General features: G+C 64.3%; 13 protein-coding genes. 6 read left to right on the top strand and 7 right to left on the bottom strand.

The features are described from left to right. Positions 1 to 5 precede the first annotated feature (5 nt). On the top strand, positions 6 to 611 hold the full coding sequence (locus ABZ677_RS01730) for a DJ-1/PfpI family protein (RefSeq protein WP_037186760.1): 606 nt from the start codon (positions 6 to 8) through the stop codon (positions 609 to 611). Here ABZ677_RS01730 and ABZ677_RS01725 read toward each other — a convergent pair. Next, positions 591 to 938 (bottom strand): DoxX family protein, encoded by a 348-nt coding sequence (locus ABZ677_RS01725; RefSeq protein WP_358366325.1) that lies wholly within the window; start codon positions 936 to 938, stop codon positions 591 to 593. The genes ABZ677_RS01730 and ABZ677_RS01725 overlap by 21 nt on opposite strands. 80 nt (positions 939 to 1,018) lie before the next feature. On the opposite strand from ABZ677_RS01725, the gene ABZ677_RS01720 reads away from it, so the two are divergent. Beyond that, the gene (locus ABZ677_RS01720) at positions 1,019 to 1,348 is read left to right on the top strand and encodes a helix-turn-helix domain-containing protein (RefSeq protein ID WP_037186762.1); all 330 of its coding nucleotides are present in this window, start codon (positions 1,019 to 1,021) and stop codon (positions 1,346 to 1,348) included. 44 nt (positions 1,349 to 1,392) lie between these two features. Here ABZ677_RS01720 and ABZ677_RS01715 read toward each other — a convergent pair whose 3' ends face one another. After that, positions 1,393 to 3,249 (bottom strand): BCCT family transporter, encoded by a 1,857-nt coding sequence (locus tag ABZ677_RS01715; RefSeq protein ID WP_358366324.1) that lies wholly within the window; start codon positions 3,247 to 3,249, stop codon positions 1,393 to 1,395. 288 nt (positions 3,250 to 3,537) lie between these two features. Here ABZ677_RS01715 and ABZ677_RS01710 point away from each other — a divergent pair, with 288 nt between their 5' ends. Next, positions 3,538 to 4,452, top strand: a complete 915-nt coding sequence (locus ABZ677_RS01710) for a serine/threonine-protein kinase (protein WP_037186766.1) — start codon at positions 3,538 to 3,540, stop codon at positions 4,450 to 4,452. 45 nt (positions 4,453 to 4,497) lie between these two features. Here the strand turns inward: ABZ677_RS01710 and ABZ677_RS01705 are convergent, their stop codons facing one another. Beyond that, complete coding sequence (locus tag ABZ677_RS01705; protein WP_037186771.1) at positions 4,498 to 5,979, bottom strand: amino acid permease; 1,482 nt, start codon at positions 5,977 to 5,979, stop codon at positions 4,498 to 4,500. 417 nt (positions 5,980 to 6,396) lie between these two features. On the opposite strand from ABZ677_RS01705, the gene groL reads away from it, so the two are divergent. The 3 genes from groL (at position 6,397) to ABZ677_RS01690 (ending at position 9,905) form a co-directional block, all read left to right on the top strand. Beyond that, positions 6,397 to 8,022, top strand: coding sequence for a chaperonin GroEL (gene groL, locus ABZ677_RS01700; RefSeq protein WP_008713461.1), 1,626 nt, complete (start codon positions 6,397 to 6,399; stop codon positions 8,020 to 8,022). A gap of 157 nt (positions 8,023 to 8,179) precedes the next feature. Continuing rightward, entirely contained in the window at positions 8,180 to 8,968 is a 789-nt protein-coding gene (locus tag ABZ677_RS01695) for an RsiV family protein (protein WP_358366323.1), read from the top strand. Between the two features lie 34 nt (positions 8,969 to 9,002). Then, positions 9,003 to 9,905: an alpha/beta hydrolase gene (locus ABZ677_RS01690; RefSeq protein WP_358366322.1), complete on the top strand. Its 903-nt coding sequence runs from the start codon at positions 9,003 to 9,005 to the stop codon at positions 9,903 to 9,905. Positions 9,906 to 9,914: 9 nt separating this feature from the next. Here the strand turns inward: ABZ677_RS01690 and ABZ677_RS01685 are convergent, their stop codons facing one another. From ABZ677_RS01685 to ABZ677_RS01670, 4 genes are read right to left on the bottom strand one after another with little or no spacing between them, the layout of a single operon-like run. After that, the gene (locus ABZ677_RS01685) at positions 9,915 to 10,238 is read right to left on the bottom strand and encodes a putative quinol monooxygenase (protein ID WP_032382260.1); all 324 of its coding nucleotides are present in this window, start codon (positions 10,236 to 10,238) and stop codon (positions 9,915 to 9,917) included. A 46-nt stretch (positions 10,239 to 10,284) separates the two neighbouring features. Next, complete coding sequence (locus ABZ677_RS01680) at positions 10,285 to 11,310, bottom strand: NAD(P)-dependent alcohol dehydrogenase (RefSeq protein WP_037188594.1); 1,026 nt, start codon at positions 11,308 to 11,310, stop codon at positions 10,285 to 10,287. A gap of 5 nt (positions 11,311 to 11,315) precedes the next feature. Then, a complete protein-coding gene (locus ABZ677_RS01675; RefSeq protein WP_358366321.1) occupies positions 11,316 to 12,095 on the bottom strand; it encodes an iron-sulfur cluster assembly protein in 780 nt (259 codons plus the stop codon). A gap of 1 nt (position 12,096) precedes the next feature. Beyond that, positions 12,097 to 13,140 (bottom strand): amidohydrolase family protein, encoded by a 1,044-nt coding sequence (locus ABZ677_RS01670; RefSeq protein WP_037148819.1) that lies wholly within the window; start codon positions 13,138 to 13,140, stop codon positions 12,097 to 12,099. Positions 13,141 to 13,231 lie beyond the last annotated feature (91 nt).

The following is a 13,231-nucleotide window of genomic DNA, read 5'->3' as shown; positions in this document are numbered from 1 at the left end:
AGATCATGAGTAGAAGCGTTGCAATTCTCTTGTTCGACGATGTCGAGGTACTCGACGCGTGCGGTCCGTTCGAGGTGTTCTCGGTTGCCAATCGGGTGGCCGAACGCGCCGGTGGCGCAGCGCCTTTCGAGGTGACGCTCGTCGGAATCGACGACAGGGCGGTCGTTGCTCGGGGCGGAATGAGGATCGGCGTCGACACCACGATCGACGATCCGCGGGGATACGACGTCGTCGTGGTGCCGGGCGGTGTCGTCGATGCGGTCTCGGCCGACAGCCGGGTTCTGCAGTGGTTGAAGCGACTTCGGTCCGACGCCGAGTTGGTGGCCTCGGTGTGCACGGGTGCTTTCGTACTGGCGGCGGCGGGACTGCTCGATGCTCGACCCGTCACCACGCACTGGGAAGACCTGGAATTGCTACGGGAACGATGGCCTGCGCTCACCGTGCACGAGGGTGTTCGGTACGTCGACCACGGTGATCTGGCGACGTCCGCCGGAATCAGTGCCGGTCTGGATCTGGCGTTGCATCTGGTCGCGCGGTGGGCGGGAGCGGATCACGCTCTCGCCACCGCGGGCCAGATGGACTACGACTGGTCAGGCGCTGAGCACCCGTAGGGCCAGGGCGACGACGGCGAACACGGCCAGGCCTGCGGCAGGCGCGAATTCCTTGTCCTTGATCCGCACGTGCGCGGCGACGGCACCGACGAAGTAGAGGATGACGCCGACGGCAGCGGCGACGCCGATGGGCCAGACGTACAGGCCGACCAGGAGGCCGACGGCTCCGAGTAGTTCCGCGTAGGCGAGCCACGGAATCTTGTCGGCGGGAACGCCGACCTGCTCGAGCATCGGGAAGACGGATGGGTTCTTCGTCAGTTTCCCGATAGCGGAGAACGTGAGTGCCACGGCGAGCAACACCGAGACGATGACGGTTGCGATGAACATGAGTCCCGCTTTCATTTCTGAGGCCACTAGTAATTCAGAAGCAGCGAGTCGGACTGTAGCACCCTCGGTAGGGTGGAGCCATGGCAACGAATGGAGAGATCGATGATCCGCGTGCCTGCGACGGAGCGCTGACGAAAGCCTTCGGCTTCCTCGGCAAGAGGTGGAACGGAATCCTTCTTGCGACGCTGATGAACGGGCCGATGGGATTCTCGGACCTACGTCGTGCCGTCGGTGGTATCAGTGATTCGGTGTTGTCCGAGCGACTCGGAGAACTCGCCAAGGCAGGTCTGGTGGCGCGCACCGTCGACGACGGGCCGCCCATCTCGGTGGAATACAGCCTCACGCGATCCGGCGAGGCGCTGCTGCCGTCACTGCAGGCGCTGACCGAGTGGTCCTCGAAAAACCTCTGACCCCCGCGAGAGGCTCGCGAGGGTCAGAGAGTGGTGGAGACGGGTCAGCCGGGGTTGTTCTGGTTCTGCCCCTCGGCCGAGTCGGCGAACTCCTGGGTGTCGAACACTTCGCCGCCCAGCGGATCGACGGGAGCGTTGTCACTCGAGTATTCGACGGCTCCGGTCTCGGGATGAACCTCGAGCTGTTCGCTGGAGACCTCGTGCACCGCGAGCACGACGGTTCCGGTGCGAGCGGGCGATGTGAGTCCCTCCCGTGACGCTGTCAGGCCGGAGAACGTACTCGAGATGCCTGCCGACGCCCTCTTGCGCGGGCTCGACCGAGCTGGGTCCGGTTCGCTGTCCGCGACCTCCGGCGTTGCGGTCACGCGCACGTACCGCGGGGTGGTGGCGACGTCGTAGCGGAAGGCCTTGAGCATCGACACGCACGCGAGCACCAGGATGATCGAGAACGGCACGGCCGTGGCTATCGACATCGTTTGCAGGGCCGTCAACGATCCTGTTCCGCCGATGAGGAGCAGAACCGTCGCTGCCACGCCTTCGAGAATCGACCAGTACACGCGGGTGATCTTCGGGGGCTCGAGATCGCCGCCGGTGGAGAGGATGTCGATGACCAGCGAGCCGGAGTCGGAGGACGTCACGAAGAAGAACACGATGACGAAGATCGCCAGCACGCTGCTGATCGTCGCCAACGGCAACGTGTCGAGCAGCTGAAACAGACTCGTGTTCGTGTCGACGGCACCGTCGACCAACAGGTCGCCGTTCTCGCGCTGACGCAGGATTCCGGCATCACCGAAGATCGTGAACCACAACGACCCGATGATGGTCGGTGCCAGCAGCACCCCGAACACGAACTCGCGGATGGTGCGGCCGCGTGAGATGCGGGCGATGAACATGCCGACGAACGGCGCCCAGCTCATCCACCAGCCCCAGTAGAAGATGGTCCAGTCGCCGGTCCAGCCGTCGTCGGAGAACGGTGATGTGCGCAGCATCAACTCGGGCAACGCCTGGATGTAGCCACCGAGGTTCTGCACCCACGACTGCATGAGAAACAGGCTCGGTCCGGCAATCAGCACGAAGACTGCGAGAGCCGCGGCCATTCCCATGTTGATGTTGGAGAGCCACTTGAGTCCTCGTGAGACGCCGGACACGACGGAGAACGTCGCGAGACCGGTGACGCCGGCGATGATGATGACCGTCACCCAGTTGTTGGTATCGACCCAACCCAGGTACTCGAGGCCGGCCGAGATCTGTTGCACGCCGAAGCCGAGCGAGGTGGCAACGCCGAACAACGTGCCGATGATTGCGACGGCGTCGATCGCATGGCCGATGCCGCCTTCGATGCGCTTGCGCCCCAGCAGCGGCTCGAGCAGCCAACGCACGGACAGCGGGCGTCCCTTGCGGTACGTCATGTAGGCCAGCCCGAGGCCGACCACCACGTAGATCGCCCAGGCGTGCAGACCCCAGTGGAACAGGGTCAGCTCCATCGCCTGACGCGCTGCCGGGTCGGTGCTGCCGGGAACGCCGCCTGCTTCGGGTGGTGTGACGTAGTGCGAAAGAGGCTCGGCGACGCCGTAGAACACCAGGCCGATGCCCATGCCGGCGCTGAACAGCATCGCGAACCAGGACAGGACACCGAATTCGGGCTTCTCGTCGTCCCGCCCGAGGCGGATGTTGCCGACTTTGCTCAGACCGCAGTACAGCGCGAACAGCACGAAGCCGGTGGTGGCCAGGATGTACCACCAGCCGACTCCGCTGGTGATGGCGTTGTTGAGATTGTCGAATGCGTCGGCGGCAGTGCCGGCGTAGATCACCGAGAAGGCGATCATCACGAAAATGACGATAGATGCGGGGACGAAGACCGGCTTGAGCAGGCCGCCCCACGCTTCTTTTACTGCTTTCACTTACTTGACTTCCTTACAACTCGAGTCGAGGTGATCGGCTGACCACTATCGGTTTGCCGTTCTTTTTCCCTTGTTTTGGTCAAGTACCGGTAATCACCATAAACGACATCGGTGCAGGTGGCGAAACGTGTGAGGGCTGCCGAACTGGGAAACAGGCGAACGTGTGGTTTCTGCCGAGTCGCCCCGAACGGTCGAACGGACTACAGTTCTGCCGATGCTGCGGACATGTCCGGTTGTGTCACCCCTCGTATTTCGCGGCGTGAACAATGTTGTGCGGCAGGTGATTCGGTGACCAGTCGATTGCAGCCGGGTTCGGAGTTCGCCGGCTTTCGGGTTCAGCGCCGCCTCGGGGTCGGCGGTATGAGCGAGGTGTATCTGGTTCTCGGGCGCGGCCACGATCGGCTCGAGGCCCTCAAGATCCTGGACCGAGAGGCGTCGCGATCGCCGAGGTTGCGCAACAAGTTTCGGATGGAAGCGACCGTCGCCACCCAATTGGTGCACCCGAACATCGTGTCGGTGCACGAGCACGGTGAGTTCGAGCACCAACTGTGGATGTCCATGCACTACGTGGACGGCTACAGCGCCGCGCGGCTCGTCGCCCGCGGCCAGATCGCGCTCGACGTCTCCCGGGTGGCGCGCATCGTCGCCGAGGTGGCCAAGGGGCTCGACTACGCCCACTCGCAGGGCGTCGTGCATCGGGACGTCAAGCCCGCGAACATCCTCATCTCCACCGAGCGAATCGACGGTTACGAGCAGGTGCTGTTGTCGGACTGGGGAATTGCGCGCCTGCTGGGGGATTCGACCCCGCTCGCTGCAGGCGGGACGGTGCTGGCATCCATCCCGTACGCGGCACCGGAACTGCTTCGCGGGGGAGTGTTGAGTGCGCAGACCGACGTCTACGGCCTGGGGGCGACGCTCGTCGAACTGGCGACCGGCCGGACACCGTATCCGCTGGCCACGCCGTTGGCCATCACCGCAGCACATCTCACGGCCGAGCCGCCGTCGGTGACCCGTCGTCGACGCTCGTTGCCGCGGGGGCTCGACGCGGTGGTCGCGCGGGCGTTGGCGAAAGACCCGTCGGATCGTTTCGAGACCTGCGTCGCACTCAGTGACGCGGTGGCGGCAGCGGTGGCCGCAGGAGTTCCGGAACCGCCGCCGCGACGATCGCCGTTCACGAGGTCGCGCTGGCTCAAATTTTCCTGAACGCGTGACGGGGCACCGGTGTTCGGGCCCCGTCACGCGTGGGGGCTACTCCTCCGGTTCGGTCGGGCGGTTGGCCACCACCGGGTACTGGCCGGTGTAGCCGAGGCGTTCCTCGGCGACGGTGAGCACCTTGGTGCGCACCAGGAACCAGCCGCCGATCAGTGCCGGGATGATGACAACAAGAGTGGCGATGGTCCACGAGCCGATCGGGGCGTCGAAGGCCATCAGCACCAGCACGCCGAACAGGAACACCAGCGTCGCGTAGCTGGTGTACGGCGCTCCGAACAGGCGAAACTTGGGCCGCTCCACGATGCCCTTCTTGGACCAGCGGTACAGCTGGATCTGGCACAACACGATGGTGGCCCAGCTGGCGATGATGCCCAGTGCAGACATGTTCAGCACGATCTCGAACGCCTCGCCGGGGGCGATGGCGTTGAGCGCGACACCGAACAGCGTGATGAAGCAGGTGAGCAGAATGCCGCCGAACGGCACTCCGCCTTTGGTCATCTTCTTGGTGAAGTCCGGCGCACTGCCGTTCATCGCCATCGACCGCAGGATGCGGCCGGTCGAGTACAGCCCGGCGTTCAGGGAAGACAGTGCCGCCGTGAGCACCACGATGTTCATGATGGTGCCCGCGCCGCCGAGGCCGATGCTCGAGAAGAACGTCACGAACGGGGAGGTGCCGGACTGGTACGCGGTGTACGGCATCAACAATGCGAGCAGTACGAGCGAGCCGACGTAGAACAGAGCGATACGTGCGATGACCGAGTTGATCGCCCGCGGCATGATCTTCTCCGGGTTCTCGGTCTCACCGGCGGCGGTACCCACCAATTCCACTGCGGCGTAGGCGAAAACGACACCCGAGATGACGATGACCAACGGCCACGCGCCCGACGGGAACAAGCCGCCGTTGTCGGTGATGAGACTGATGCCCGGCATCTGGGTACCGACGGGGATGCGGCCTGCGAGGAACACCACGCCCACGATCAGGAACGTCACCAACGCGATGACCTTGATGATCGCCGCCCAGAACTCCATCTCACCGAACCACTTGACCGACACGAGGTTCAGGCTCATGACGATGACGAGGGCGATCAACGCGATGACCCACTGCGGAATCACCTCGAAGCTGCCCCAGTAGTGCATGTACGTCGCGATGGCCGTCACGTCGACGATTGCGGTCATCGCCCAGTTCAGGAAGTACATCCAGCCCGCGACGAACGCTGCCTTCTCGCCGAAGAACTCGCGTGCGTACGAGACGAAGCTGCCCGAGGACGGGCGGTGCAGCACCAGCTCGCCGAGTGCGCGGAGGATGAAGAAGACGAAGATTCCACAGAGGGCGTAGGCGAGGAAGAGGCCGGGCCCGGCACTGGCGAGTCGTCCGCCCGCTCCGAGGAACAGGCCGGTGCCGATGGCACCGCCGATCGCGATCATCTGCAACTGACGAGGTTTGAGGCCCTTGTGGTAGCCCTCTTCCTCGTGGTCCATCGCCGAGTTGTCGTACGAAGTGTCGACCGTATCGGACATGTTTCGATCCTTACTGTCGGATTTGTAGGGTTTTGTCCGAATTTTTTGGCGTCGAAGCTGTTGTCACTCAACGGTATTGGCGTCGATGGTTCGATGCACAGTATTCGGATGTTAACAACGCGTACGGGTGTGAACAGTGCGTGACGAAGGGCGTCTCGGTCGAGCATCTGCTCGAGGCATGCTTCGGGCGGTGGCGTCGGGAATGGGTGTCGTGGTGGTTCACCCCTCGGTCGGTACCAGTGGTCGACCTTGCACTCGCCATGGTCGAGTGCTAGAAATGCAGTTGGCACTCTCGACACGTGAGTGCCAGGTCGGGACACGGTGAGGCCGGGGAATCAACGACACCCCTGGTCGTCCGTCGCGGGCACCGAGCTCGGCCAGCAATGTGTCACCCCCAATCCGGAGGATCACTTCGCAATGGCCAAGATCATCGCGTTCGACGAAGAGGCACGCCGTGGCCTCGAGCGAGGCCTCAATGCCCTCGCCGACGCAGTAAAGGTGACGTTGGGCCCCAAGGGTCGCAACGTCGTACTCGAGAAGAAGTGGGGAGCTCCCACGATCACCAACGATGGTGTTTCCATCGCCAAGGAGATCGAGCTCGAAGATCCCTACGAGAAGATCGGTGCCGAGCTCGTCAAGGAGGTCGCCAAGAAGACCGACGACGTCGCAGGCGACGGCACCACCACCGCTACCGTTCTCGCTCAGGCACTCGTCCGTGAAGGCCTGCGCAACGTCGCAGCCGGCGCGAACCCGCTCGGCCTCAAGCGCGGCATCGAGAAGGCTGTTGCAGCCGTCACCGAGTCGCTGCTCGCGTCCGCCAAGGAGATCGACACCAAGGAGCAGATCGCTGCTACCGCTGGCATCTCCGCAGGCGACCCGTCCATCGGCGAGCTCATCGCCGAGGCAATGGACAAGGTCGGCAAGGAAGGCGTCATCACGGTCGAGGAGTCCAACACCTTCGGCCTGCAGCTCGAGCTCACCGAGGGCATGCGCTTCGACAAGGGCTACATCTCGGCGTACTTCGCCACCGATGCAGAGCGCCAGGAAGCCGTCCTCGAAGACGCGTACATCCTGCTCGTCAGCTCCAAGATCAGCACCGTCAAGGACCTGCTGCCCCTGCTGGAGAAGGTCATCCAGTCCGGCAAGCCGCTCGTCATCATCGCCGAGGACGTCGAGGGCGAAGCTCTCTCCACCCTCGTGGTGAACAAGATCCGTGGCACCTTCAAGTCCGTCGCCGTCAAGGCTCCCGGATTCGGTGACCGTCGCAAGGCGCAGCTCGCCGACATCGCCATCCTCACCGGTGGCGAGGTCATCAGCGAAGAGGTCGGCCTCTCCCTGGAGACCGCCGGACTCGAGCTGCTCGGTCAGGCACGCAAGGTCGTCATCACCAAGGACGAGACCACCATCGTCGAGGGCTCGGGAGATTCCGACGCCATCGCCGGTCGCGTCAACCAGATCCGCGCCGAGATCGAGAACTCCGATTCCGACTACGACCGCGAGAAGCTGCAGGAGCGCCTGGCCAAGCTGGCCGGTGGCGTTGCAGTCATCAAGGCCGGAGCGGCAACCGAGGTCGAGCTCAAGGAGCGCAAGCACCGCATCGAAGATGCCGTGCGTAACGCCAAGGCAGCCGTCGAAGAAGGCATCGTCGCCGGTGGCGGCGTGGCACTGCTCCAGGCAGCGCCCGCACTCGACAACCTCAAGCTCGACGGTGACGAGGCAACCGGCGTGAACATCGTTCGCGTCGCACTGTCCGCCCCGCTCAAGCAGATCGCATTCAACGCAGGCCTCGAGCCCGGCGTCGTTGCGGACAAGGTCTCCAACCTGCCCGCAGGTCACGGCCTCAACGCCGCGACCAACGAGTACGAGGATCTGCTCGCTGCAGGCATCAACGACCCGGTCAAGGTCACCCGCTCGGCACTGCAGAACGCAGCGTCCATCGCGGCTCTGTTCCTCACCACCGAGGCCGTCGTCGCCGACAAGCCCGAGAAGGCCGGAGCGCCCGCAGGCGATCCGACCGGTGGCATGGGCGGCATGGACTTCTGAGTCCACCCCCCTCGCTGAACAAGCCCGACTCCCTTTCGAGGGGGTCGGGCTTTTTCGTGCTGCGGGGCTTCGAATCGGGTGCAACCAGCCGCGCTCAGCGCGGTCGGCTGCACCCGATTCTCGGTCATACCCGTCGGGTTTGTGGTTAGGGTCGGGCATGACTCGTATCCGCTCGATGGTCGCCGCAGTGGCCGTGACCGCGGCCTTGGCGGGCTGCTCCACCTCGGGAACTGCCACGCCGGCGTCGGCACCGACGACTACGGAAGTCACTGTCACCACCGAGCGAGACGAGCCGACGTCCACGACGCCGACAACTACCTCGAGTGCCGCCGAGCCGTACGTCGTCGGCAGCACTCGAGTCACCGGATCAACCGTGCGTGCGACCTACGACGTCGCGATTCCGCAGCTCACTGGCGGGAATCCCGCCGTGACGGCGGAGTTCAACGAGTCGATGCGCGCGGCGCTCCAGGATCAGATCGATGGTGACTACGGGAACGACTTCGCCCTCAGCGACGGCTACTCGACGGGTACGACCTACGTCGGGCGGCGCGTGATCAGTGCCGAACAGATCACCGGTTGGATCGCCGTGCCGCCAGGAGCGCACGGTAATTCACTGATTGCGACCGTGACGATCGACGCCGACACCGCACAGCCGATCTCCCTCGGTGATGCTTTCACCGATCTCGACGCAGGCCTGGCCCGGCTGTCTGACCGAGCAGCGGCAATTCTTCCGACCACCCGCGCAGGCGAGAGTTTCGAGCGCTCGGGTATCGAGCCGACGGTGGCCAACTTCGCGAACTGGACCGCATCGCCCGAGGGAATGAACATTCATTTCGGGGACTACCAGGTGGGTTCCTACGCCATCGGCCTCGTCACGATCACCGTGCCGTGGACCGACCTGTCCGATGTCCTCGCTCCCGGTATGCAGGCTGTTTTCAGTAGCTGAATCTCGGCGCACCCCGCAATGCGAGCATGGACCCATGATGATTCGTGCAGGGGTGCTGGATGTGGCCTACGACCGCGTCGGTGACCCGTCCGGTCGTTCGGTGGTGCTGATGCACGGGTTTCCGTACGACCCGCGCGGTTACGACGACGTCGGCAGGCTGCTCGCCGAATCCGGCTACGACGTGGTGGTGCCATACCTACGCGGCTTCGGACCCACCCGGTTCGTCGACGCGGACACGATGCGCTCCGGTGAGCAGGCCGCGATCGGCCACGACCTGCGCGAGTTGATCCTCGCGCTGGAACTGGACCAACCCATCGTCGCCGGCTACGACTGGGGCGGGCGAGCGGCGTGTGTCGTCGCCGCGCTGTGGCCCGAGTTGGTGTCGGGCCTGGTGAGCGTGTCCGGATATCTGGTGCAGGACATCGCCGCGGCCGTATCCACGCCCGTGCTGCCGCACCTCGAGAAGCGGTACTGGTATCAGTACTACCTGCACTCCGAGCGGGGCCGCGCCGGGCTCGCGGCCTACCGCACGGAGATCGCGCAGACACTGTGGACGGATTGGTCGCCGACCTGGAGGTTCGGCGATTCCGAATTCGCGGCCACCGCACCGTCGTTCGACAACCCCGACTTCGTGGACGTATCCGTGCATTCCTACCGGCACCGATACGGGCTCGAGTCAGGGGACGCCGCCTATGCAGCCACCCAGGAGTTGCTGACGCAGCAACCGAGGATCACGGTGCCCACGGTCGTGATCGATCCGACCGAGGACACCGTCGCCTCGCTGTACGGCAGCCCGGACCACACGGCGCACTTCACCGACCTGATCGACGTTCGTCAGGTCGATTGCGGCCACAACCCGCCTCAGGAATTACCCGGGCAGTTCGCCGACGCCGTCGTGACTCTCGGCCAGGTGGTCCGGGATCGCGAAAGGGACTAGACGAACGATCTAGTCGACCGCGAGCTCGCCCAGTTCGTTCCAGTCGGTGCCGTCGACCTCTTGGCTGATGATCTTCGGTGTCTCCTGCAGGTACGGCGGGAGATCCTTCTGGGCCTGCTTGAAGTGATCCGAATTCACGTGGGCGGCACCGGCATCGGGATCCTTGAATGCCTCCACCAGGACGTACTCGGTGGGGTCGTCGAGGGTGCGCGACCAGAAGTACCAGAGGCATCCCTCCTCGGCCTGGCATGCCTCGGTGAAGTCGCGTGAGATCTCGGGCCAGTTGTCGGCGTGCTCGGGCTTGACCTTGAACTTGGCGGTGATGAAGATCAACGTTGCTCCTCGTTGTTGGGGTTGAGTCGGTGGTTACTACCCGATTTCAGGGTACGAGAATCGCGCGGCCGCGAACCCGTCCGTTGTCGAGGTCGTCGATGGCACTCTGAAAGTCGTCCAGTGCGTAGGTCTGCGTATGCAGGTTCACGGCACCGCGCGCGGCGAGAGACATCAGATCGCACAGGTCGTTGTAGGACCCGACGAGGTTGCCGACGATGTTCTTCTCCGCCGACACCAGGTCGATGGTCGGCACGTCGACGTTCTCGCCGTAGCCGATCACGTGATAGTCACCGGCCCGTCTGGTCATCGCCAATCCCTCTGCGGTGGAGCCGTTCTCACCGACGAAGTCGAGTACCACCTCGGCACCGAATCCGCCGGTGAGTTCCATGACCTGATCGACCTGACTGCCGTCGGCGACCACCGCGTGATCGGCGCCGAGGGTGAGGGCGAGCTTCACGGCGTCGGCGTTGCGGTCGATGACGATGAGCTCCGCGGGCGACAGCGCCTCGAGCACCTGGATACCGATGTGGCCGAGGCCGCCTGCACCGATGACGACGCACTTGTCGCGTGGAGTCAGCCGTCGGGCTGCTTTGGCTGCCGCGTGATAGGCGGTCAGGCCGGCATCCGCGAGTGCGGCCACCGCCGACGGTTCGAGTGAGTCGTCGATCTTCACGACTGTCCTGGCGTTGGTCCGCAGATAGTCCGCGTACCCACCGTTGGTGTCGATGCCGGGGAAGTCACTGGTCTCGCAATGCACGTCGTCACCGGACCGGCAGGCCCGGCACAATCCGCACGTGACCAGCGGATGCAGGATCACCTTGTCGCCCTCGCGGACGTTGGTGACGGCCGATCCGACCGCATGGACCCACCCGGCGTTCTCGTGCCCGATCGTGTACGGCAGTGTGACGCCGGACTTCTCGGCCCACTGTCCTTCGAGGATGTGCAGATCGGTACGGCACACGCCCGCGCCGCCGATCCTGACGATGACGTCGAGAGGGCCTCGAACCTCGGGAATCGGTACCTCGGTCATCTCCAGATTCTTGTGGTAGCCGACCACCTGGACGGCGCGCATCGTGCTCATCGTGACTCCTGTGTAGTGCTGTGCTGGACGGTGAGAGTGGTGAGGGGGATGAACGCGCCTTCGACGCGCGGTACCTGCTGCTCCTCCGACCCCGGATAGCGGGTCTGCAGCAATCCGCGGCAGAAGTGGGCGTTGCCGTCGATCGAAACGCGGGTGGCGCGGGCGCGCCGCATCACCATCGTCAGATCTCCGGTGTGTGGTCGGCCGGTGTGATCGACCAGAGCGGGAGCGGCCGGATCGATCCTCAGGCCCAGCGCCTCTCGACGACGAAGCAGTGCGGTCGAGGTGCGATCGTCCGGAAGGTCTCCGAGAACTACTGCGGCCAAGTCGTTCTCGGTCGAGTCGGGGTGGGCGCGCAACCATGCCATGAGCGAGCGTTCCATCGCCGCCACGTAGGCCTTGCGCCGAAACGTCGCGCGTAATTCCTCGAGATCCTCCTCGGCCTCGTGTCCGAAGGTGCCGCGGTAGCCGGCGTCGGCGGCGAGGCCGGCATTGATCTTGTCCGAGTCGTGGTGATCGTCGAGTTCGACCAGCACCCGCTCGGTCCACGGCAACGCCGTCAGCACATCCTTGGAGTCTCCCGCCATCAGATACGCAAAATTCGGCGAACAGAACGACGTCGGCAGTCGAAGATGAACGTGCACTGTGCCGTCGTCGACCTCGAGAGATCGCACGAACCCGAGATCGGTGATGGGCTCGTCCAATTCGGGATCCAGGACGACGCCGAGCGCGGCGTAGGCCTCGTCGTGCCTCGACAGGGTTGCAACGACCGTCATCTCACACCGCCGCGAGATCGGCGCGCTCGGGCTGACGCGGTCCGGTCTCGGTCTCGTCGGCGTCGGGCAACTGCAGTTCTGCCGGGACCGGGATGTCGTAGAGCTTGGCGGCGTTCAAGCCCAGGACCTTTTTCTTCTGCTCGAGTGTGATCGGTGCGTATTCGTCCAGGGACTCGTGGATCTGGAAGTCGACGAATCCTTCGACCAGCCACTTGGGCGTCCACAATGCGTAATCGGAGGAGAAGAAGATGCGGTCCTCACCCAGCCAGTACAGCAGCTCACCCATGATCTGACCGAAGTACTTCGGGCGCGTGTGCATGAACGGAATGGCCACGGCGAGGCCGGCATACACGTTGGGCTCCTGGGTGGCGATCCAGCAGAAGTCTTCGAGTCGGGGCAGGCCGCAGTGTTCGACGACGAAGTTCAGATCGGTGAAGTCGGTCGCCACGTGGTCGACATCCGCGACGTCGAACGCATCGCGGTCGAGCGGACGAATGGTCGGACCCTTGTGCACGTGAATGTTCTTGATGCCGACCTCGCGGCACACCTCGAGGTAACGCCGCGTCCAGTCGTCGTCGAGCTTGTAGCCGCGGGAGTCGCCGTGCCATTCGGCGGTGTAGAGCTTGACGCCCTTCAGCCCGAAGCGTTCTGCGTCGGCCCGCAGTTGGTCGAGGCCGCGTTCGCCGTTGCGCGGATCGAAGTGGTGGTTGTAGGTCAGCTTGTCCGGGTGCGCCGCGGCCAGCGCCGACGCCTCCTCGGTCTGCCCGAACCCGTTGTTGTAGAACTCGCCGAGGTGGGCGGGCTGGAAGATGGCGTGATCGACGTACCCGATCTCGAACAGGTCGTGCATCAGGCGCTCGCCGCCCTGGTAGAGGTACTCGTCGTACGTCCACAGCTCGCTCTCGGGGGAGAGGTTGCGGTGGTAGTCGTAGAAGCAGTCGATGAACTGCTTGCCGTGGATGTTGCGTTGGTTCTGCTCTCGCGCGTCCCACAGTGCGACGTGGGCGTCGACGATGAAGAAGTTCTCGCCGTTCTTGGTGTACATGCGGTGTGCCTCCCGGGTGTTGCGATACGTGACGTGCGTCACGTCGTCATGGGAACGACGGTAGGTCCGCGACGAGCCGCCGTCTCGGCCT

Source organism: Rhodococcus sp. NPDC006774 (genome assembly GCF_040636045.1).
Taxonomy (GTDB): Bacteria; Actinomycetota; Actinomycetes; order Mycobacteriales; family Mycobacteriaceae; genus Rhodococcoides.
The sequence above is the reverse complement of the archived record's forward strand: the minus strand, read 5'-3'. Positions and strand labels throughout refer to the sequence as shown.